General features: G+C 44.0%; 22 protein-coding genes. 12 read left to right on the top strand and 10 right to left on the bottom strand.

What is annotated here, in order from left to right; all coding sequences use genetic code 11:
- Window positions 1-197: 197 nt before the first annotated feature.
- Together NX845_RS00905 and NX845_RS00900 are read right to left on the bottom strand one after the other, a co-directional pair.
- Window positions 198-1,592 (bottom strand): polysaccharide lyase family 7 protein, encoded by a 1,395-nt coding sequence (locus NX845_RS00905; protein WP_065681228.1) that lies wholly within the window; start codon window positions 1,590-1,592, stop codon window positions 198-200.
- A gap of 215 nt (window positions 1,593-1,807) precedes the next feature.
- Window positions 1,808-2,674, bottom strand: a complete 867-nt coding sequence (locus NX845_RS00900; RefSeq protein WP_102446929.1) for a LysR family transcriptional regulator — start codon at window positions 2,672-2,674, stop codon at window positions 1,808-1,810.
- A 141-nt stretch (window positions 2,675-2,815) separates the two neighbouring features.
- Here NX845_RS00900 and NX845_RS00895 point away from each other — a divergent pair, with 141 nt between their 5' ends.
- Window positions 2,816-3,190 (top strand): nuclear transport factor 2 family protein, encoded by a 375-nt coding sequence (locus tag NX845_RS00895; protein ID WP_065681226.1) that lies wholly within the window; start codon window positions 2,816-2,818, stop codon window positions 3,188-3,190.
- A 211-nt stretch (window positions 3,191-3,401) separates the two neighbouring features.
- Here NX845_RS00895 and proX read toward each other — a convergent pair whose 3' ends face one another.
- Genes proX through proV form a run of 3 tightly spaced genes read right to left on the bottom strand, consistent with a single transcriptional unit; the run spans window position 3,402 to window position 6,687 of the window.
- Window positions 3,402-4,409 carry a glycine betaine/L-proline ABC transporter substrate-binding protein ProX gene (proX, locus tag NX845_RS00890; RefSeq protein ID WP_004734648.1) on the bottom strand — a complete coding sequence of 336 codons (1,008 nt, stop codon included), beginning with the start codon at window positions 4,407-4,409 and terminating at the stop codon, window positions 3,402-3,404.
- A complete protein-coding gene (gene proW / locus NX845_RS00885) occupies window positions 4,402-5,496 on the bottom strand; it encodes a glycine betaine/L-proline ABC transporter permease ProW (protein WP_004734649.1) in 1,095 nt (364 codons plus the stop codon). Before proW ends, proX begins: the two co-directional genes overlap by 8 nt.
- Before the next feature lie 3 nt (window positions 5,497-5,499).
- Window positions 5,500-6,687, bottom strand: coding sequence for a glycine betaine/L-proline ABC transporter ATP-binding protein ProV (proV, locus tag NX845_RS00880; RefSeq protein ID WP_215515335.1), 1,188 nt, complete (start codon window positions 6,685-6,687; stop codon window positions 5,500-5,502).
- A 743-nt stretch (window positions 6,688-7,430) separates the two neighbouring features.
- Here proV and NX845_RS00875 point away from each other — a divergent pair.
- A complete protein-coding gene (locus NX845_RS00875; RefSeq protein WP_102575543.1) occupies window positions 7,431-8,168 on the top strand; it encodes an HAD-IIB family hydrolase in 738 nt (245 codons plus the stop codon).
- Window positions 8,169-8,207: 39 nt separating this feature from the next.
- On the opposite strand, the gene NX845_RS00870 is transcribed toward NX845_RS00875, so the two are convergent.
- On the bottom strand, window positions 8,208-8,420 hold the full coding sequence (locus NX845_RS00870; RefSeq protein WP_004734653.1) for a TIGR02450 family Trp-rich protein: 213 nt from the start codon (window positions 8,418-8,420) through the stop codon (window positions 8,208-8,210).
- A 173-nt stretch (window positions 8,421-8,593) separates the two neighbouring features.
- Here NX845_RS00870 and NX845_RS00865 point away from each other — a divergent pair, with 173 nt between their 5' ends.
- Window positions 8,594-8,869 (top strand): nitrogenase-stabilizing/protective protein NifW, encoded by a 276-nt coding sequence (locus tag NX845_RS00865; protein ID WP_004734654.1) that lies wholly within the window; start codon window positions 8,594-8,596, stop codon window positions 8,867-8,869.
- 137 nt (window positions 8,870-9,006) lie between these two features.
- A complete protein-coding gene (locus NX845_RS00860) occupies window positions 9,007-10,131 on the top strand; it encodes a M14-type cytosolic carboxypeptidase (protein ID WP_004734655.1) in 1,125 nt (374 codons plus the stop codon).
- Window positions 10,132-10,286: 155 nt separating this feature from the next.
- On the opposite strand, the gene NX845_RS00855 is transcribed toward NX845_RS00860, so the two are convergent.
- Together NX845_RS00855 and NX845_RS00850 are read right to left on the bottom strand one after the other, a co-directional pair.
- Window positions 10,287-10,643 (bottom strand): hypothetical protein, encoded by a 357-nt coding sequence (locus tag NX845_RS00855; protein WP_004734656.1) that lies wholly within the window; start codon window positions 10,641-10,643, stop codon window positions 10,287-10,289.
- Between the two features lie 218 nt (window positions 10,644-10,861).
- Entirely contained in the window at window positions 10,862-11,488 is a 627-nt protein-coding gene (locus tag NX845_RS00850) for a LysE family translocator (protein ID WP_102567471.1), read from the bottom strand.
- Window positions 11,489-11,746: 258 nt separating this feature from the next.
- Between NX845_RS00850 and NX845_RS00845 the strand changes: the two genes are divergently transcribed.
- From NX845_RS00845 to NX845_RS00835, 3 genes are all read left to right on the top strand, one after another.
- Window positions 11,747-12,985 (top strand): DEAD/DEAH box helicase, encoded by a 1,239-nt coding sequence (locus NX845_RS00845; RefSeq protein WP_102575542.1) that lies wholly within the window; start codon window positions 11,747-11,749, stop codon window positions 12,983-12,985.
- 267 nt (window positions 12,986-13,252) lie between these two features.
- Window positions 13,253-13,474, top strand: coding sequence for a hypothetical protein (locus tag NX845_RS00840; protein ID WP_004734659.1), 222 nt, complete (start codon window positions 13,253-13,255; stop codon window positions 13,472-13,474).
- Between the two features lie 142 nt (window positions 13,475-13,616).
- Window positions 13,617-13,919, top strand: a complete 303-nt coding sequence (locus tag NX845_RS00835; protein WP_017065764.1) for a thiamine-binding protein — start codon at window positions 13,617-13,619, stop codon at window positions 13,917-13,919.
- 74 nt (window positions 13,920-13,993) lie between these two features.
- Here the strand turns inward: NX845_RS00835 and NX845_RS00830 are convergent, their stop codons facing one another.
- Window positions 13,994-14,161, bottom strand: coding sequence for a hypothetical protein (locus tag NX845_RS00830; RefSeq protein ID WP_198594775.1), 168 nt, complete (start codon window positions 14,159-14,161; stop codon window positions 13,994-13,996).
- Between the two features lie 109 nt (window positions 14,162-14,270).
- Complete coding sequence (locus tag NX845_RS00825; RefSeq protein WP_017079017.1) at window positions 14,271-14,534, bottom strand: DUF1289 domain-containing protein; 264 nt, start codon at window positions 14,532-14,534, stop codon at window positions 14,271-14,273.
- 187 nt (window positions 14,535-14,721) lie between these two features.
- On the opposite strand from NX845_RS00825, the gene NX845_RS00820 reads away from it, so the two are divergent.
- The 5 genes from NX845_RS00820 to NX845_RS00800 all read left to right on the top strand — a co-directional run bounded on the left by NX845_RS00820 (window position 14,722) and on the right by NX845_RS00800 (window position 19,921).
- Entirely contained in the window at window positions 14,722-15,168 is a 447-nt protein-coding gene (locus tag NX845_RS00820; RefSeq protein WP_004734625.1) for an META domain-containing protein, read from the top strand.
- 657 nt (window positions 15,169-15,825) lie between these two features.
- On the top strand, window positions 15,826-16,992 hold the full coding sequence (locus tag NX845_RS00815) for an ABC transporter substrate-binding protein (protein ID WP_065681222.1): 1,167 nt from the start codon (window positions 15,826-15,828) through the stop codon (window positions 16,990-16,992).
- Window positions 16,993-16,997: 5 nt separating this feature from the next.
- Window positions 16,998-18,698 carry an ABC transporter permease gene (locus NX845_RS00810; RefSeq protein WP_065681221.1) on the top strand — a complete coding sequence of 567 codons (1,701 nt, stop codon included), beginning with the start codon at window positions 16,998-17,000 and terminating at the stop codon, window positions 18,696-18,698.
- On the top strand, window positions 18,664-19,314 hold the full coding sequence (locus NX845_RS00805) for an ATP-binding cassette domain-containing protein (RefSeq protein WP_054541029.1): 651 nt from the start codon (window positions 18,664-18,666) through the stop codon (window positions 19,312-19,314). The genes NX845_RS00810 and NX845_RS00805 overlap by 35 nt, the downstream gene beginning before the upstream one ends.
- A complete protein-coding gene (locus tag NX845_RS00800; protein ID WP_215515334.1) occupies window positions 19,304-19,921 on the top strand; it encodes a CDP-alcohol phosphatidyltransferase family protein in 618 nt (205 codons plus the stop codon). Before NX845_RS00805 ends, NX845_RS00800 begins: the two co-directional genes overlap by 11 nt.
- Window positions 19,922-19,961 lie beyond the last annotated feature (40 nt).

Raw genomic sequence — 19,961 nt, 5'->3', positions numbered from 1 at the left:
ACACTAAGACTAACTATAAGTAAGGGTTGGATTTTTTGCCAATATGCACCCAATTAAACAAATACAGTATGGTAGAAATGAGAGGTAGAAAGATAAAAGAAGAGATGACCAATTAGCCACCTCCTTTTAATCATTGAACGAATACAAACGGCAACGATTTAACTCGTTGCCGTAGTCACGCACTATTTACAGCGTGATCAGTTGTGATTGTTGTTTAACTGATAGAAAGTCACTTGCGCATAATCGCTGTCGTCACTTGAGTTATCTTGCAAATAGATACCTGCTTTGAAGTACATGTAGTTATCTGCATCGTCATAACCGCTGTTACTCATATCCACTTCTTTTGCCGCCAATTCCGAGCCATTTTGACTAATAGTAGTAATCAACTTGTCACCTTCGACAACAATGGAATACGAGAAAGTTTCATTGAGTGCAATACCGTCACTTGGGTTGTTAGTGCTGTTTAAGTCACCGTCAGACGTCACCATGTTACCTAATAGGTTATGCCAAGTTTCATCGCCACCGCTCAAGTTCGAGGTTTCATGAGCAAAGTAGATTGCGCCTTTGTCGTTACCTGGCAGTTTATGGTAGTACAGACGAATAGGTTCGTTTTTCTCAGCATGAATTTGGCCAATCACGATTCGGCCCACTTGTTCAGTGTTCGAAGTAGTTGTTGTCACGTGGTTGATGGCTAACGTTGCATTTAACGTCCCGTCGATACCACCAAAGTCCGACTGGTCACTCGATGGAATAGACGAAAACGCCCAGTTATTGTCTTTACCCGAAGTGGAGTAAGAGGTATCACCGCGACGAAGCATCTCTCTTAATTCGGTACGAACATATTTTGTTCCGCTAGATGTTGTCACACCTTCGACAGGTGTGTAGAACACCAAGCCACCATCACTACCGGTATAGAAGAATTGGTCTTCATAACCCGCATCAAGCGTGTTCTCTTTGATAGAAGTCGCGTAGCCATCACCTTCATCAACGGGAATGCTCACATACCAATCCAGTAAGTCGAAGTTGCCTGATGGCGGTAGGTTTGGATCGAGTCCGTAGTCAGGGCTATCGTTGCCACTGATTTCGACTTCAGTAATATTCGTCCAAACACTTTCCGCATTGTTTTCAAAGACTTTGATACGAACCCAACGAGCCTGAACATCCGTCACATCGTAGGTTTCAAAACCAGATGTGCTGCCACTACTATATCCATAATAAACCTTGTTCCAGCTGCTTGAACTTTCATCAGCTAACGCTCTGATCTCGAACTTATAAGTTTGCTCTTCGCCTTTACCCCAAGCTATCGCGACGTCTTGAACATTTTGTACCGAGCCAAGGTCGAGCACTAAATTGACGGGCGCATTCTGAGCGGCCCAACGTGATGACCAATCAGTGCTTCCATCAATCGTATTCGATGCTGGGTAAGAGCTGTGCGCTCCACCCCAGTCTGATGCGGATTGAATGTTCAGTGTTTCAGCCGATACGCCATAAGTAGCCATCGCTAAAAGAACCGCGCACGACAATTGTTTGTAAGGTTTAAATTGGTGAGTTCGAGGTTTGCAAGAAGTGAGTTTGCAAGGTTTAAAGGTCATACAAGTCTCCATGATATGTTTCACGTATATTATTTATTCCATATTTTGTAGGGTGTTACCGAAGTAACGAGAACCACTATAGGACAATATTTGTACGACAAGTTGAACAAGCATCACGATCATGAATTATTATATTACAAATAAATAACTATGTGACATGAACCATTCTTATACCAAACACATCATCTAATAAGACAGCATTATAACGAGAAGCTTTAAACCAAATTACACTTGAGCTTTTCTTCCAACGCTTGAATACAAAGTTTGATGGCGATAGGCGTGTTTGAAGCGAATGGGTTCAACGCATAAACCGTGTTAGTGGGTAATTGAAAGCTTGGTATCATGTCGACCACCTCACCGGATAGCTGATGAAGGTAAAAGTCTGGAATAGCGCCGATACCGACGCCAGATTTAATCAAAGCGAGACAACTGTGAAAGGAGTTCGTAATGCAGCTGGCTGGCTGTTGGTAAATAAAGTCTTGTTCATTTTGCGAACTAAAGTGATGAGTCACCTGTTTTCCCTGCCAAGAATTTGCGATGTAAGGAATAGATTCAAGCTCACGACTTCTCATGCTTTCAACACCACACAACACGTCTTTAAACTCACCCAAACGCTTTTGCTTTAGGTTGCTATCACGTGAACTGCCTACTCGAACTGCGAGATCAATATCGTGTTCCATAAAGTCTAGATGCTGATCGTCGCTTATCAGTTCTGGCTTTAACTTCGGATATTGCTTCATCAGTTCCGCAATAACAGGCGCAATCAACAAGTCCATCAACGCATTCGGTGCCGTGATACGAATCCGACCTTGGGGCTCTTCTAGCTCAGCTTTCGCCATATCCCAAGCCGATTCAGCGATCACGTTGATGTCTTTGCAACTCAAATAAAAACGCTCACCCATACTGGTCAGAGATTGCCTGCGTGTTGTGCGCTTAAGAAGAGAAGCGCCTAGCTCTTGTTCTAAGATTTTGAGATGTTGACTGACGACAGATTTAGACAACTCTAGCTTTTCAGCCGCAGCCGAGACTGAGCCCTGCTCTACGATATGAGCGAAAATCGACATCTGCTTTAGCTTACTCATCTTATTGTTCTCTTTTTACAAACAGTATTTTCTATTATCTCTGTTTTTCAAATCAATTTCCAAGACTAAACTCAATTCAACTTATCGAGATACCAAATCAAAAAGACAGTGCTTGAAACAAGACTGTTATGGAGAAAGACAATGTTAGACAACCAAATTTTAGAAGCATGTAAGCAAGGCATTAACGCGTGGCAGAAAGCATTCAACAGCCAAGATGCAAAAGGTTGTGCCGATCAATATACTGAAAGCTGTGTAATGGAAGCGCGTCCATTTGGTACTTTTGAAGGTCGTGAAGCGATTCAAGCATTTTGGCAAAACATCATCGACCAAGGCTTCAAAGACGTTGATTACACCGGTGTTAAGTGGGAAGAGCACCCAGAAGGCGGCTACATTCTTACCGCTAGCTGGACAATGAACAAGGCGTTTGGTGTTGTTCATCGTGAACACTGGGCACTTGAAGCCGATGGTTGCGCTCGCTTAGTAAGCGACGACTTCGAAGTTCAAGGCGAACGCTAGAGCTGTAATTAAAAGCTAGAAGCTCACAGCTCAAAAATAGAAACAGAAAACAAAAAGCCAGCAATCCAAATGGACTGCTGGCTTTTTAATGTTTGACTCTGTCGCCTTTTCACTTGATTTGAAGGTGATTCAGTGACTCTACACAATCACTCAACACGCTCATCATTTCAAATCAAAATGTCTGGTAAGACAGAGCAAATACAAGTCAAAGTTACAGTGCTGCTTTCTTCGCTTCTGTAATCCAACCATCGAACGTGCTTTGGTTTGCTTTGATCCAACCGTTTACGTGCGCTTCGATATCCGCAGAGCTATTCTTACCTTTACTCATCATCATGTTCTGAGCACTTACATCATTGATGTTAAGTTTGATGATTTCGAAAAGCTTCGCTGCTGATGGGTTGTTCTTAGCAAACTCTTTGTTCGCAATAATGCGCATTGAGTTCATTTCGAAGCCGTAGTTTTTGCCGTTAGATAACGTCGTGTCCACATTCGAACGCTCGCCAGGAAGTGCTGAGAAAGGAACTTCTAACCAAACTACATCTTCGTTAGGCACCAATACGCCACTTACCCAGTAAGGTGTCCACGTGTAGTAAAGAATTGATTCACCCTTTTGGTAACGAGAAATCGTATCTGCAATGATTGCAGCGTAGTTACCTTGGTTGTGAGTTACCGTATCGTCCAGTTTGAACGCTGAAAGTTGATGTTCAATCACCATCTCACAACCCCAACCTGGGTTACAGCCTGTAAGGTCTGCTTTGCCATCACCGTCAGCATCAAAAAGCTTCGCGATTTTCGGATCCGTCAGTTGACCAATGTTAGTAATGTTGTATTTCTCAGCCGTTTTCTTATCAATTAGGTAACCTTGAGCGGCACCGCTTACATATTGGCCTTCACGGTAGAATTTATCATCGCCGCCCGCCATTTTGTATTTATCAGCATGAAGCGGGAACCAACCTACGGTTAGGAACGTTGCATCACCTTTTGCAATTGAGGTGTAACCTACGTTGTAATCCACTTCTTGCGTAGATTTCACGTCGTAGCCAAGCTCTTCAAGGGCGCGGTTAACAATCAACGTTTGGAATGTTTCTTCCGCTACAGACGATTGAACTGGCTGAACTGATACACCTTCACCCGGTAAGCTTGCTGCCCACACGTTAGTTGATACTGCTAATGTAGAAACGATGCTAACTGCAAGTTTGCTCTTCCATGAATTATTCATTGGTGTTTTTCCTTAATTGTAGTTCTGATTTGTTACCGCGATTTATCGCATTGAGCACAAGAGAAACAGGGCCCATGTGGTACCAGCGTAATTTTGTATTACCTGCATTTACCCCAAGAACTTGGGTAATGCGGTCAAGCAGGATTGCTAGAATAACGATGCCGAGACCACCAACAGCGGCCAGTCCCATATCTAGACGGCCGATACCTCTCAGTACCATTTGACCTAAACCACCTACCGCGATCATTGATGCGATAACCACCATAGATAGCGACAACATCAGTGTTTGGTTCACGCCCGCCATAATGGTTGGTAATGCAAGTGGCAGTTGAATTCGGTAAAGCATCTGCTTTTTACTTGCACCGAATGAATGACCCGCTTCGATCAAATCTTCCGGTACTTGCTGAATACCTAGGATGGTTAAACGTACCACCGGTGGCAGTGCGAATATAATGGTCACTACCACACCTGGAACGTTACCGATACCAAACAACATTACGATGGGTACTAAGTAAACGAAGGCTGGCGTTGTTTGCATAGCATCCAAAATTGGGCGAACGAATTTAGCCGCCGTGTTACTTCGGGCGAGCCATATCCCCATAGGCAAACCTATCAACAGGCAGAAGAATACAGATGTCATCACCAGTGAAAGCGTAGTCATCGCTTCAGACCAAGCGCCAATCAAACCAATCATAGTAAGAGATACTGCCGTAGCAACACCCAGTTTCAGGTTTGAAAACTGCCATGCCACCAAGAACAAAATGATGAGCATAAATGGGGCTGGCGTAGACACCAATGCCGTTTCAAATGAACTTAGAATGAAATCGATAGGTACACGAATTGCTTGAAACAATGGTCGTCCGTGTTCAACTAGCCAATTCAATCCAGACTCAACCCAAGTATCAACAGGCAAAACTGCCTCTGCAAAAGGATTAAGAGGATCAAAAGGAATGGTTTCTACGGTTTCACTGCTTAGCCAATCTGCCGATGGTGAAGTGTCAGCGGCTTGACCCCAAGGATCACTTGATGGCTGAGCGGCAGGAGCAGACTGTGACCATGGGTCATTATTTGTTTGTTCAGACGACATGATCTACCCCTTATCCAATGTTTGTAGCAAACGTGACTTAGTTACCACGCCAAAGTAATTACCTTGCTCATCCACAACAGGAACTGAGTAAGGCACACCACCAACAAGGCCAAGCACGTCATTGATTGGTAAATCAGGGTTCAGCGTTAATCCATCATCGAGCTGCGCGCTCACTAATGATTTGTTCTCTTTGTGAGCTTTGCGAAGAGAGTCAATAGAAACAATGCCGGAGTAAAGGCTGCTCTTCTCAACAACGATGCCGTATTCACGGTCGTTATCCATTAGGATTTGCAGAGCGGAAGCTGGACCGTCGTGTTCTGACTTTTTAAATACCGCAGCCGGTTTCTTACGTGCAATGTCTTTCACAGTAAGTACGCTTGCGACATTCACACCACGGAAAAAGGCTTCGACATAGTCGTTCGCTGGGTTGTTAAGAATTTCGTCTGGTGTGCCCACTTGAACCACTTCACCGTTTTGCATAATAGCAATACGGTCACCGATTCTCATCGCTTCATCCAAATCATGGGAGATGAATACAATCGTTCGTTTATCGTCATTTTGAAGACGAATCAGTTCATCTTGCATTTCAGTACGAATCAAAGGATCGAGTGCCGAGAACGCTTCGTCCATTAACAGGATATCTGGGTCACATGCCAAGGCTCGCGCTAGACCAACACGTTGTTTCATACCGCCAGACAATTCATCTGGGTACGATTCTGAGTATGCGTCAAGGCCTACACGTTCTAATGCTTCAAATGCTGACTGTTTTCGTTTATCTACTTCAACACCTGCCAGCTCAAGGCCAAATGCAGCATTTTCGATAACGGTCATATGCGGCATCAGTGCGAAATTTTGGAAAACCATGGAGATGTTGTTGCGGCGGACTTCGCGCAGTTCATCTTCTGAGATGTGGGCAATGTCTTTGCCTCGAAGAAGCACATTACCTTTGGTAGGTTCGATTAGGCGGTTAAGAAGGCGTACTAGGGTTGATTTGCCAGATCCTGACAATCCCATAATCACGAAAATCTCGCCTTCTTGAATACTAAGAGAAACATCGTTAACACCGATCGTTAACCCTGTTTCTTCGAAAATTTTGTCTTTATCCGCGCCTTCATTAATCATCGAAAAAGCACGGTCGGTATCTTCACCAAACACCTTGTACAGTCCCTTAACTTCCAGTATGGGATCCATATAATCTAATCCTTTCTTAGCTATTTTAACTTAAAAATGGTTATTTAAGCTCGAAAAACGATTAGCACTCTAAGCAATGTAGAGCTGTAAATCAAGGGGTTGCGTTCGGTAACCCTTATCAAAAACAATCATTTCGCCAACCAAAATCAAGTTTCAACATCCAGACAAAAAACACCAAATCACTGATAATAAAGTACATTAAAGCAATATAAATGCGTTCGAGATTATCTATTACTTACTGATAGATTATTGAATATTTATTTCACATTAAAACAATTAATGGGTGAAACAGACTAGGATTCAATGCAAATACTTCGTGCACAAATAATTCGAATACAAACTACTTATTGCAGTTTTAACGATATCTAAAAACTGGACATTTGCGCTTTACGGAGAGCAAAACCTCCCCTTTTTCTCTATCGATGTAACAAGAAGATCGGTATAGCTTCGGCAAGAACGCAGAGGTATTCACAACCGCTCATTTAAACCAATAGAGGGCCAGAAGGTCACTATATAAAAATAGAATTAGCCGATGGAATAAACCAAGTTTGGCACTGGTCAAATTGATAGAATTATCTTCTATATCCAAAACATAACCCCAAGTGTGATACTTGCTGCAAACTAATGAATGTCGATTCTCTAAGCCGAACGACAACTTGTAGAGTCCTCATTGCTGAGCCATTATTTATAGAAGAAATCGACATGCTTTCCGCGATTATTAAAGAAAAGGACAAGGCGCTCGAATGATAAAAATGCTGGTGTGTGACTTTGACGGTACGCTTGATGGGGGTTCATCTCATGGGGTTAATCAGTTATTTGACTACTTAGCGGAGCAACCTGATATCCGCTTTATCATCGCGACGGGTAGAACACTGCCCTCAATTCGGGTGGGCTTGGCATCAGATAACTACCCGAAACCACACAGTATTATCAGCGATGTGGGCACCAGAATTCATCACGATCACTCCCAAAAGCCTGATCATATTTGGCACAACCAATTAGAAGCTTCTTGGAGCAAATCAAAGGTAGAGTCAGCACTGGCGCCACTCGATTTCATGGGCGAACGCATAGAGAGCCATCAGGGTGATTACAAAATCACTTTTGAAGGAAAGCTCTCAGAGCCTCAGCATGAACTGATCGAATCGAGCTTAGAATTGCACGGATTAGATGTACACCTCACCTACTCTCACGATTGGTACCTAGATATCACGCCTAAAGGTGTCAATAAGGCCACAGCGATTCATCATCTACTTAAACAACATGAGTTGAGCGTTGAAGAAGTGTGCGTTGCCGGTGACTCTGCCAACGACACCTCTATGCTGACAATAAAGGGCGTAAACTCAATATTGGTGGCTAACCATTATCCGGAGGTCGCTCACTTGTCTTATCGAGACAATGTGTACACTAGCAGAGCAACACACGCTGAAGGTGTCTTAGAAGGACTCAAATACTGGCAATTGCAAACGGTAGCGAGCAGTTAGAACGGGCCGGGGTGAGATACTCTTCGTTACTTCACGTTCTTACTGCCAACCTGGAAGCCAATGCTCTTTGTCGGTTAGATCTCGCCAATTAATGGCTTCCTCTCGTTTGGTCATCACTGCTTCTATCAAGCAACGAATCACCTCCCCTTCTTCAAACTCGACCTCAGTGACCATAAAGTGCTTTTCTTTCTTTATTGGGCTAACAGCAGTCCATTTACTACGAAGTAACTTCTTTGGGTTGATTCGATTCATGATTCTTTCCTGCACAGTTCATTGATGTTTTATCTATAAGCTTCAAAGAGTTAAAAAGATCATTTTAAGTTGAGAAAGCCCACGACTAAAATCCAGATAAGTCATAACTAAAGTCAATAAAACAAGTCGTAGACTCGGTACAATAGCTGCCACCAGTTCAAAGACTAATCCCCATGAACCAAACAGAATTCCAGCAAAAAATAGCGAGTTTCACCGCCATAGAACAAGCGCTTGATTACTTTGAGATTGGCTTTGATAGCAAGTTTATCGACCAAAATAGAATAGAGCTTGTGAAGCGCTTCAATGGTTACCTGATCCTGTCAAAACCGGATGATTGGTTTTCTGGAAGAAGAGCACTGAAAAACGCGTACTGTAAGGTTCAACGCAGTAAACTGGATCGCTACACACGCTCAGCCTGTCGTGGCTGTACGACTTGCCAACGCCGCTAGTTCAAAATCAGAAAGCTTAAACGTAGATAACAAAAAATAGAGAATTGAAATAACATCTCATTACGATTTAGTTAGTGGTTTGCTCGAAAAAAAGTGTGCTAGTCTTACGGCAACTCAACTACGAGATAAAAACTACAATGAAAATTTTCAGCAATTTCGAAAGCGGCAACATTCACGTCGTTTCAGCAGATTCACCACAAAACATTCAATTGACTATCCCAGCAGACAACCAGACTGAAATCTCTCAGTGGTTTCATTTCCGTTTAGAAAGTGAAGCTCAACAAGCTCACCACTTTGAAATCGGCCAATTGGCAACATCTGCTTACCCTGATGGGTGGAAAGATTATGATGTTGTAGCATCTTATGACCGTGAAGAGTGGTTCCGTATTCCATCTCAGTTCGATGGCGATACATTAAGTTTTGATATCATCCCTGAACACGATTCAATGTACTTCGCCTACTTTGCGCCGTACTCATACGATCGTCACCAAGATCTTCTGCACAGTGCTCAAACGCACCCGGCTTGTAAGCTTGAAACTCTAGGTCACACGCTAGACAACAACGACATCACCTTGCTAACCATTGGTGAGCCAAGTGAAGAGAAGAAAAACATCTGGGTTATTGGTCGCCAACACCCAGGCGAGACTATGGCTGAATGGCTAATCGAAGGTCTGCTGCAACGCCTGCTTGATGAGACAGACACAGTCGGTCGCTCTCTTCTAGACAGCGTTGTGTTCCGCGTTGTACCGAACATGAACCCAGATGGCAGCATCCGTGGTCACCTGCGCACTAACGCGATTGGCGTTAACCTTAACCGCGAATGGCAATCACCTTCTCTAGAACGCAGCCCTGAAGTTTTCCTTGTGCGCGAACGCATGCTAGAAACTGGCGTTGATCTGTGCCTAGACATTCATGGCGACGAAGCGATTCCATATAACTTTGTTGCAGGTAGCGAAGGCACACCTTCATACAACGAGCGCATTGCAAAATTGGAGAATCACTTCAAGCAAGCGCTTCTGACTATCACGCCAGAATTCCAAGATGAATTTGGTTACGATAAAGACGAACCGGGCAAAGCCAATATGACCGTCGGCACAAATTGGATCGGTGAGCAGTTCAAATGTCTGGCTTACACTGTCGAGATGCCGTTTAAAGATCACATCAGCCACGCTGACGAACTTTACGGCTGGTCTCCAGAGCGCAGTGTTGCATTTGGTCACGACATGCTAGCCGCGGTTTGGGCAACAGTAGACGAGCTATAAAACGAACCATAGACAGGCTAAGCGCCTTAGTTTGTCCGTATAGTTAGTTTGCTTACATATATAGCAAAGCCCAGCACTTGTGAAAGTGCTGGGCTTTTTAATATCGGATCTGAATGAGTGACTTGGGCTTTAAGGCATCTAACTTTAAAAGCTTTTTATGCCACTCTGAGGCTAGCAAAAAATACTGGGTATCTTTGCCTAATGTGTCTTTGTTCTGACACCATATCTTTGAAGCTTGGTCCTTCTAACAACTGAACGATCACTTCATCGCCTTCTTGTCGCAGCACTGCACCACTAATATCAATGGTGTTGTTATCGTGCAGTCTTAAACTGCCCGCCATTGAGAAGCCTCGATAAACAGGAATGATGTTACGCATCATCAAGCGCACACCCTTTTCAGACACTTCACTCACATGAAAAAGCTCATCCTTAATTCGCATCACTGGACGTGCCTTTTTTGGGTACTTCAAGCGGTAATATTTGCGTTTCTGGGTGAATAACTCTTCACTCATCGGTGACTCCCTGTCTCTGTTTATTCGGTAAAGCAATAGCCTTTAGCTTCAATTGGATTTCGAACGAACACATTCACCGAATTGATAGCTGACCATTATATCGACTTTACGAGCTAATGCTTTAGAGATTTATGCACAGAAACAAAGATTGCTGAGCATTCAGTAAAAAGTGAGATATGAGTCGTATATGCTAGGGGTTCGATTGTTAGCTATAAACCCTAAAGCTGAAACAGCGCCAACTGAATACTGAAGCCAACAAACAACAACCCGCACATAATGTTCATACATTGAGACGTGCGCTTTTTCGTCAATAATCTCTTAAACGTATCAGCCATCAAAATGACAACCAAAAACCAGGTAGCAACCACTGTCGCCTGTATCGCGCCCAGCATTAAACTGTCGGATACAATGTGATCCTTAGAAACAAACTGAGGGAATATCGAAAGGTAGAACAGAACGATTTTAGGGTTCAGTAGATTAGTGAGGAGTCCTTTGAAAAACTGATTGTAAAGCTTACTGCCCGATGCGCTCACTATAGCAAGCACACCCTCTTGAGCTCGCAGTGCCGCTCGAAAGTGATTATAACCAAGCCAGACTAAGTACAAGACACCCGCCCACTTCAGTCCCTCAAAGGCCTTTGGAGTCTGAGATAACAGTAAGCTCATGCCATTCGCAGAAACAAACGCATGAAACAAGAACCCGCATGACACACCCAACACGTTAATAAACGCAAACAACTTTCTTTGAGTTAAAGCCGTGCTCAATACCAACAAAGCATTTGGACCTGGAATGATGGCAATAAAAAACACGATAACAATAAACAGCCAGATACTTTCCCAACTCATTTCGCTCTCATTTCCTTAAAGCTTCCTAATCATACTTGATCGTTTTAGGGCGGGTATTGTACGTCCATTCAATACCATTACAATATGCCCAATGTTTAATTAGCTTGGCTTAGCTCGCTTGCCTTAGTTCAGTTGTATGGATAACGCTTAAATTTAACGTGTATAATTCACCGGTTTACCCTGTAACGCAGCAAAACTCATTCTCAAACATTTATAGCCCTGTTAGACTCCACCTCCATTTTGATACTTGGTTCATTTATGTCATTTGATAACCTCACCCTTAACGCAAAAACCGTCACAGCGATCCCTTCTCAATTCGACAAACCGACTGAGATACAACAAGCGGTAATTCCATCAATTACTGCGGGTAAAGACGTACTTGCGTTGGCTCAAACGGGTAGCGGAAAAACATTGGCGTTCGGCTTGCCCTTGCTGAACGACATCAACCATGATGTGAATGGACTGCAAGCGCTTATCATCGTCCCGACACGTGAACTCGCGTCTCAAGTGACTGAATCTTTAGAGCCGGTCGCGACAGCGCTCGATATCAAATTCGTAACCTTAACCGGTGGCGTGAATACTGATGATCAGCAGCAACAATTACTAACCCAACCGCAATTAGCAATCGCTACTCCGGGCCGTCTACTTGCTTTAATCAAAAGTAGCGAACTGGATGTAACTCAGTGCGTATCATTGGTTCTTGATGAAGCCGACCGCCTGATCGACATGGGTTTTTGGCCCGATATTCAAGCGATTACTGCAGCACTACCGAGCAAACGTCAGTCACTGTTGTTCTCTGCGACACTTCCGCCAGAGTTGGTTAGTCAGGCTGAGCTGCTTCTTTCAAACCCAATTAAAGTCACGACACACCAAGAAAACAGCGTGGTCGCGACTATTGAAGAAACTCTGTACTTAGTGAACAAAGGCAGTAAAGCTCAGGCGCTCATTGCCCTACTCAATCAACACACATGGCCGCAAGTATTGGTATTTATTGGTGCGAAAGACAATGCCGACGCATTAACCAAGCGACTGAATAAAGCCAAAATCAGTGTGAGTGCGTTACATGGAAATAAGAGCCAAGAAGAACGAGAGCAAGCATTAGAAAGTTTCAAAAATGGCGAGACTCGAGTGCTTATCGCGACAGACGTGATGGCTCGCGGCATCCATATTGATCAGCTGCCTGTCGTGATTAATTTTGATTTGCCGACACACTCCGCAACTTACGTACACCGGGTTGGTCGCACAGCAAGAGCAGGAAGCACTGGTTGCGCTATATCTCTGGTTAGTCACAGCGAAACTGATTACCTGAATGCGATTCGTACTCTGACCAATAAGCCTCTTGTGCTACAAGCATTAGAAGGTTTCCCTGTTACAGACAAACCTGCATCTGAAGCCACAGCTCGCAAACGTCCACCTAAAGACAAAATGGCTAACCGAAGAACCGCAAAGAAGAAAAGTGCTAAGCAATTTAAGAGCAAGCCAAGTTCTTCGAAATAGCCAGTTATTCAAAATAACCAGCTCTTCAAAATAACCATAGAAAATCGATTAGCCCAGTTTGTACTGGGCTTTTTATATGCAATCAGATGTAAAGTCACAACCTAACGACTCAGACAAAATGCCAATTTAAATGACACTTTTGTGAATTATGATGCCAAGGTATTGATTCTTGGTTGCTCAAAAAAAATACTTTCTGATCACGTTGACGCCCCTATATCTGGCAACTAGATTTTTCTATTAGTGTCTAAAAACCGGGAGGTCATTGAAATGAAACGTGCAAGCTCTACATATCGATTACAACTGATTAAGGAAGTGGCTACTCGCCGAGATCGTCAGAGTTCCAATGACCCAATGGCAAACTACATACAAAACCTAATCGACAACAAAGACGACTGTGATACCTCGGTGGAACGCAACCAGAGGTTCAGTGGTAGTCATTTTGATGAGCATATTGGTGGTTGGGTTAGCGACCACTGGGGTAGCAAGTAGTCCGATATCTCCAGTCACTCGTGTCTTAAATAAAGCAGCGTAACCACTGTAGAATTTATCTCCGCATTAACCTATCATCTGCAACAAATCCCTACCATTGAGTAAGCAGAAAGTGTCTGAGTTAAAAAGAGAAAAAGAAGTGATGGTTGCCTTCCAAGTGATCCCTCGCGTCAAAGAAGGCAACAACTTCGAAGTAGTTGATAAAGCCATTGAAGTTGTGAAAGCAGCCGATGTCCCTTTCCAAGTTGGTGCGATGGAAACCACAATGAAAGGTGAACTCAATCAATTACTCGATATCGTTAAAAAGGCAGAGCAAGCTTGTTACGATGCAGGGGCTGTAGAAGTGATAACCAACATAAAGATTCATAGTAAAACCACCGAGGCCGATGATACATTTTGTACATACCATCGTGGTGTAACGAAAGCGAATCACATGTTTGTTTAGCAATATGTTTATTTCAGAAAGCTGTTTATTTAAGAAAACAGCGGGTTAAGAAAGACTCTGAAGAACCAGTGATGTTATTGAAAAGGCATGTCTGAAAGGTGAGAAAGGATTTCCATTCGTTCTTCTTCTGACATCGAATGCCAATCACGCGGGCTCTCTTCAGGGTCATTTTTCGCCCCAATGTTTTTTCGATCCAGTGCTTTAACTGGTTCTTTTTTGAATTTTACGTTCTTTTTATTCATACCGACATCACTCCTTCTGGTACAAAGGTACCTACCTTAATATTACACCCCAACCATTATGTAAAGTAATAGTTACTTCGGAGTTAAATAAAATCTTGATACTTCCTCTTTAACCGAAAAGATCTCTTTGGGGACTTGTATTTCCCTCTTCGTCAACCGACTTACCAACCAAGTTTTTTTGCTTCATTATCTTCCTTCGATAGCGCTGACGACAAAGCTTAATCACGTGCAATTGTTCTGACGGAGTCATCGACATCCAATTAAAGCGCTCTTCTCTTTTGCGCATACAACCATTGCAATAGCCTTTATCATCGCTTGAGCAAACCCCAACGCAAGGGCTTGGAACCTGGAAAAACTCTAACTGCTCCACCATGCCTCCTTACACATCAAAATCGAGCTTACTAATTAAAAAATAAGCGATTAATTTGTCGCCCAGCTCGTGAAATTCATACTAAACTATGACCGTATACTGACACATATAGTGTTTTGTAAACTATACTTTGAACCCATCAAGTTACACTTATTCGGTAACTTCGTTCTTTCCTTTGGAGCCTTATAATATGAAGTTTAGTTCAAAAAAATTACTAGCAGTAGCCGCTTTACCTATGATGCTAGCAGCATGCACGACAACAGGTGACAACGCGATGCAAGTAACACCAACCGATCTACAGCACCATAATTGGGAACTTGCGCAAATTGATGGCAAGGACATTGTGAAAAGCGAAGACCAAGCAGCTCCTCGTCTAGAGATCGGCGAAAAGATGACTGCAAACGGCATGGCTGGTTGTAACAACTTCTTCGGTCAAGGCGAGCTGAAAGACGGTCAATTCCGTATCAAGCAAATGGGCATGACAATGAAAATGTGTCACGGCTCTGCGATGGAAATCGAACAGTCGGTTTCTGCTACTCTAAGCGAGTGGAGCGACGTAACCCTAACAAACGATACGCTAGTACTGAAAAACGATGTACACACGCTAACGTACACAATTCGTGATTGGGTAAACTAATCCGTTCTCGAAATAGATATTGATTAAAGGAGCCTTCATGGCTCCTTTTTTATTGCCTGCTTACCCTCACAACACCTTCAAAATTAACACTCATCGCCTACTTTTCGTACCAACCTCCAATAAACCTCAAATATCTCTCATTTAGATGCAATAAATTCACTAGTTTATCGGTCTATTGCTAGGATGGTAAGAGCCTAGAGTCTGTCGAGCTTTCGAGACGATCGCATATCGAACAAAGTTTAACCAAAAAAATCAACACGCCCTTCCTGCTTGTTCTCAAGTAATTGATTGAATTTACTGTTGAATTAGAATTTATTTCAGAAACAGATAGAATAATAGGGCGTGTTGATCTTTCGAGCTGATTTTTGCAGCGAGTTGCTGGGTATTTATACAAGGCAGAGGCGTCGATGTGTAGCTAGCCTACATGAGAAGCCGATAACGCAGTAGAAATGACCAGCAAACGCTGCCCGAAGGGTTCGGCTAAAAGCGTTTTACTCTTTGTTGAGGGAGATTTGCTTAGAGTGACTAGGCTACTTCCCCCTCGCCGCGATTATAACGCTTTTATCTCGAACAAAATTTAACCACGAAAGGTCAACACGCCCTAGGGAGTTTGAAAATACAATGCTCTTACCCGTTCACTACCAAATGGAAAAGTTTATGAACAAGATAGTAAGTACGTTAGGAATCATGGCAACCGTTGCATACAGCGCAACCATTTATGCTGATGAAGCAACATCAACCAATAACTGGAACCAAATCGAACAGCAGGCAGAGGGACAAACTGTCTACTTTCACGCTTGGGGCGGTAGCCAAGAAATCAATCGTTACCTACAGTGGGCGGGCAAGAAATTACAAAGTGAGTACGGTGTTACCTTAAAACATGTGAAAGTAACCGATATTGCAGAAACTACCACTCGCTTACTCGCAGAAAAGGCGGCAGGAAAGAACACTGAAGGCAGTGTCGATATCGTCTGGATTAACGGCGAGAATTTCCGTTCAATGAAAGAAAATGCCTTGTTGTTTGGACCATTCACTCAAACACTTCCAAACTGGCAGTACGTGGATAAGTCTTTGCCGATCGATGTCGATTTCTCTGAGCCAACAGAAGGCTTGGAGGCACCTTGGGGCGTTGGGCAACTTGTGTTCATCCACGACCAAGAAACACTGCACAATCCGCCACTATCGTTTTCAGAGATGTTGAGCTACGCTCAGGCTTTCCCGAATCGCTTAAGCTACCCGCGCCCACCAGAGTTTCACGGTACGAGCTTCATTAAGTCTCTACTGATTGAGCTAACAAACAACAGTCCTGCGCTTGCTAAACCCGTTTCAGAAGATACCTTCCAAGACGTTACGGAACCACTGTGGGCTTACTTAGATAAATTCCATAAAGTAGCATGGCGCGGTGGTAAACAATTCCCAGCAGGCACATCGGAAAGCATCCAACTTCTGGATGACGGACAGATCGATCTCGCGATTACGTTCAATCCAAACTCTGTTTATTCAGCACAAGCAAGTGGTCGCCTAGCCGAAACCACTAAGGCTTATGCTCTAGAAAGCGGCGCACTATCTAACATTCACTTCCTTGCGATTCCTTGGAATGCCAATGCAACCGCGGGTGCTCAAGTGACCATCAACTTCTTGTTGAGCCCAGAAGCACAATCTCGCAAAGGTGATCTCAATGTTTGGGGTGACCCTTCTGTATTGAGCAGTAAGTACTTAACCGGCAGCGCTAAAAATACTCAGCAATTTAAATCGATTGATGAACCGCATCCTAGTTGGCAAAATGCGCTCGAGAAAGAGTGGCTTAAGCGATACGGTAACTAACCTCCATGCTACGCGCTCTATATTTTGTTGTTATAGCGGTATGTATCATCCCAACCATTCCTGGGGTAGCGGGAGTCGTGGCTTCGTCACTGAGTTTCATCCCGCCCTTAGGTTTAGACGAGCCAACACTCAACGGTTTTAGCCAAGTCTTTCAATGGGAAGGGGCTTGGCACTCTATTGGCTTAAGCCTAGGTTCAGCAATTGCAAGCAGCTATATCGCCTGCTTCCTGACCTTTTGTATTCTTCAAGCCTCTTGGGGAAACAAGTTTTGGAGAAAGATTGAGTTAACGCTATCACCAATGCTTGCCATTCCACATGTGGCTTTCGCTATCGGCTTTGCATTTCTGTTTAGCCCAACGGGGCTTGGCGCAAGAGCCGTACATCACTTGCTCGGCGAATCGGCTACGAGCTCTGAATTGGCGTTATTGGTGAAAGACCCATACGCGTTCGGCTTAATCATTATGCTTGCACTTAAAGAAGTCCCCTTCTTGTTGCTGATGAGCATTTCGATACTTCAGCAAATTGATGTAGAACGTATCACCAAGGTGAGTGCATCTCTGGGTTATAGCCGTGCTCAGATCTGGTGGAAATGTATTTTCCCGCAATGGTTTACTAAGCTTCGCTTCCCTATGCTGGCGGTACTCGCTTACAGTGTCTCAGTTGTCGATATTGCTCTGATCATTGGCCCAACCAACCCGCCGACCTTTGCCGTTTTGGTATGGCAATGGTTCAACGATCCTGACCTAAACCTACTTCCTCGAGCTGCTGCTGGTGCGATCGTTTTGTTTGGCTTGGCTTCGTTGATCATCGCCTTGGCGCGATTAGTTGAATGGGCAATTCTTAAATATTTTCGGACGTGGCAGTATTCAGGAAGAACAGGGGCTAACTTACCGGGGAAAACCGTATTCACAGCTCTTGCAGCTTTGTCACTGATGATCATTCCTTTGATGATTATCTGGAGTTTTGCTCAGCGCTGGCGCTTCCCTGATTTACTGCCTAGCCGCTACAGCATGCGCTTCTGGGAATTCGAGTGGGATGGCATCATGAGCACCGTTGGTCAAAGTTTATGGATTGGTCTGATTGCTGCTTCAATCGCTTTGTTGCTTGCGTTGGTTGCTCACGAATACAGAATCAAATACAAGTGGCAAGTCCCAGGCTTTATTATCGCTATTCCAATGTTGATACCTCAACTGTCGGTGTTGTTCGGCATGCAAATCACCACTCTATACATTGGCAGTAGTGCCTATGAGCTTTGGGTTATTTGGGCGCATGTTTTCTTCGCCTTTCCATTTGTGTACTTGTCTTTGGACGGCCCATGGAAAAGCTTCAACGATGGGCTGATAAAAGCTTCACTGAGCTTGGGTAAATCGCCATTTCAAAGCTGGTATTCGATCAAGCTGCCTATATTACTGCCCGCCATCGCCTTCGCTTGGGCGGTTGGGATCAGTGTGAGCTTAGCTCAGTACTTACCGACATTGATGCTCGGTGCTGGTCGTATTAGCACCATCACCACAGAAGCCGTTGCCCTAACCAGTGGTTTCGACCGCAGGGTAACCGCAATTTATGCCATTTGGCAGGCCTTGTTGCCTCTGTTCTTTTTCTCTTTAGCGATATTAGTCAGCCGACTTCAACTTAGATATCGCCGTCTTACTTTTAAAGGTTTTCTTACTAATGAGTCTGCACCTCAACGACCTCGCCATCCATAAAAACGGTGGCGAATCGCTGTTTTCAGCGCTAAACGTAACATTAGAATCAGGCCAAATATTGGCGTTGATGGGGCCAAGCGGCTGCGGGAAATCGACTTTGTTAGATGCCATCGCGGGTCACCTGAATGACGAGTTCTCATACTCTGGCACCGTTATTTTGAACGATATTCAACTAGACGACCTCCCATCACATCAGCGTGAAGTTGGTATTCTGTTTCAAGATGACTTGTTGTTTCCACACCTAAAAGTATGGGAGAACTTGGCCTTTTCGTTACCAAACTCGGTTAAGGGTTCAGATCGCCAACAACAAGCAATGGAAGCGTTAAAAGACATTGAACTGACCCGCTTGGCTGAGTCATTTCCCGACCAAATATCTGGCGGCCAGCGAGCGAGAATTAGCTTAACTCGTATGCTATTGGCGAAACCGAAATTGGCGTTGCTTGATGAGCCGTTTAGTAAGCTCGACCAAGAACTCAGAGCCCAGTTTCGCGACTGGGTATTTGAGCAACTCACTAAAGCGAATATTCCGACATTAATGGTGACGCACGACCAAACCGATGTGCCTCAAGGGGCAAAAGTTCTGTCTTGGCCATGGAGAAGTAACCATGCTGGATAAGTACTCTATTAAGGTCATTAAGTGGCCATTAAATCAGTCGGCTAAGTTACTGAACCAATTGGGCATCACAGCCAACCAAACCACCCTGTTTGGGTTTCTGGTTGGATGTTTAGCGTTTCCAGCATTGGCATTTCAACAATACGAATGGGCGTTAGGGTTTATTGTATTTAACAGGGTTTGCGACGGGCTTGATGGAGCCTTGGCTCGAGTCCAAGGCATTAGTGATGCGGGCGGTTTCCTCGACATCAGCCTCGATTTTCTTTTCTACTCGTTAATCCCTTTTGGCTTTGTTATCGCCAATCCAGAACATAACGCCATTGCCGGTACATTTTTGATTTTCTCTTTTATCGGCACAGGCAGCAGCTTTTTAGCGTTTGCGGTTATGGCTGGTAAGCGAGGCATTGAAAACCCAGTCTATAAACATAAGTCTCTCTATTACATGTCTGGACTAACCGAAGGCACAGAAACCATCGCTTGTTTCATTGCTTTCTGTATTTGGCCTCAACACTTTGCAGTTATCGCTTATACCTTTGGCGCTGCGTGTTGGCTGACTACGTTTATGCGTATTTACTTTGGGTTTCAGACACTCAAGAATCAAACCAACTAGTGTGAATTTCCGCATCCCTCATAGACAAAAACGCCGCTCA

It is taken from the genome of Vibrio sp. NC2, assembly GCF_025195005.1.
Lineage (GTDB): Bacteria > Pseudomonadota > Gammaproteobacteria > Enterobacterales > Vibrionaceae > Vibrio > Vibrio splendidus.
The sequence above is the reverse complement of the archived record's forward strand: the minus strand, read 5'-3'. Positions and strand labels throughout refer to the sequence as shown.

Excerpts from the sequence above, each read along its gene's own strand:
- NX845_RS00905 (WP_065681228.1), bottom strand. The coding sequence starts at position 1,592 with ATGACCTTTAAACCTTGCAAACTCACTTCTTGCAAACCTCGAACTCAC.
- NX845_RS00900 (WP_102446929.1), bottom strand. The coding sequence starts at position 2,674 with ATGAGTAAGCTAAAGCAGATGTCGATTTTCGCTCATATCGTAGAGCAG.
- NX845_RS00895 (WP_065681226.1), top strand. The coding sequence starts at position 2,816 with ATGTTAGACAACCAAATTTTAGAAGCATGTAAGCAAGGCATTAACGCG.
- proX (WP_004734648.1), bottom strand. The coding sequence starts at position 4,409 with ATGAATAATTCATGGAAGAGCAAACTTGCAGTTAGCATCGTTTCTACA.
- proW (WP_004734649.1), bottom strand. The coding sequence starts at position 5,496 with ATGTCGTCTGAACAAACAAATAATGACCCATGGTCACAGTCTGCTCCT.
- proV (WP_215515335.1), bottom strand. The coding sequence starts at position 6,687 with ATGGATCCCATACTGGAAGTTAAGGGACTGTACAAGGTGTTTGGTGAA.
- NX845_RS00875 (WP_102575543.1), top strand. The coding sequence starts at position 7,431 with ATGATAAAAATGCTGGTGTGTGACTTTGACGGTACGCTTGATGGGGGT.
- NX845_RS00870 (WP_004734653.1), bottom strand. The coding sequence starts at position 8,420 with ATGAATCGAATCAACCCAAAGAAGTTACTTCGTAGTAAATGGACTGCT.
- NX845_RS00865 (WP_004734654.1), top strand. The coding sequence starts at position 8,594 with ATGAACCAAACAGAATTCCAGCAAAAAATAGCGAGTTTCACCGCCATA.
- NX845_RS00860 (WP_004734655.1), top strand. The coding sequence starts at position 9,007 with ATGAAAATTTTCAGCAATTTCGAAAGCGGCAACATTCACGTCGTTTCA.
- NX845_RS00855 (WP_004734656.1), bottom strand. The coding sequence starts at position 10,643 with ATGAGTGAAGAGTTATTCACCCAGAAACGCAAATATTACCGCTTGAAG.
- NX845_RS00850 (WP_102567471.1), bottom strand. The coding sequence starts at position 11,488 with ATGAGTTGGGAAAGTATCTGGCTGTTTATTGTTATCGTGTTTTTTATT.
- NX845_RS00845 (WP_102575542.1), top strand. The coding sequence starts at position 11,747 with ATGTCATTTGATAACCTCACCCTTAACGCAAAAACCGTCACAGCGATC.
- NX845_RS00840 (WP_004734659.1), top strand. The coding sequence starts at position 13,253 with ATGAAACGTGCAAGCTCTACATATCGATTACAACTGATTAAGGAAGTG.
- NX845_RS00835 (WP_017065764.1), top strand. The coding sequence starts at position 13,617 with ATGGTTGCCTTCCAAGTGATCCCTCGCGTCAAAGAAGGCAACAACTTC.
- NX845_RS00830 (WP_198594775.1), bottom strand. The coding sequence starts at position 14,161 with ATGAATAAAAAGAACGTAAAATTCAAAAAAGAACCAGTTAAAGCACTG.
- NX845_RS00825 (WP_017079017.1), bottom strand. The coding sequence starts at position 14,534 with ATGGTGGAGCAGTTAGAGTTTTTCCAGGTTCCAAGCCCTTGCGTTGGG.
- NX845_RS00820 (WP_004734625.1), top strand. The coding sequence starts at position 14,722 with ATGAAGTTTAGTTCAAAAAAATTACTAGCAGTAGCCGCTTTACCTATG.
- NX845_RS00815 (WP_065681222.1), top strand. The coding sequence starts at position 15,826 with ATGAACAAGATAGTAAGTACGTTAGGAATCATGGCAACCGTTGCATAC.
- NX845_RS00810 (WP_065681221.1), top strand. The coding sequence starts at position 16,998 with ATGCTACGCGCTCTATATTTTGTTGTTATAGCGGTATGTATCATCCCA.
- NX845_RS00805 (WP_054541029.1), top strand. The coding sequence starts at position 18,664 with ATGAGTCTGCACCTCAACGACCTCGCCATCCATAAAAACGGTGGCGAA.
- NX845_RS00800 (WP_215515334.1), top strand. The coding sequence starts at position 19,304 with ATGCTGGATAAGTACTCTATTAAGGTCATTAAGTGGCCATTAAATCAG.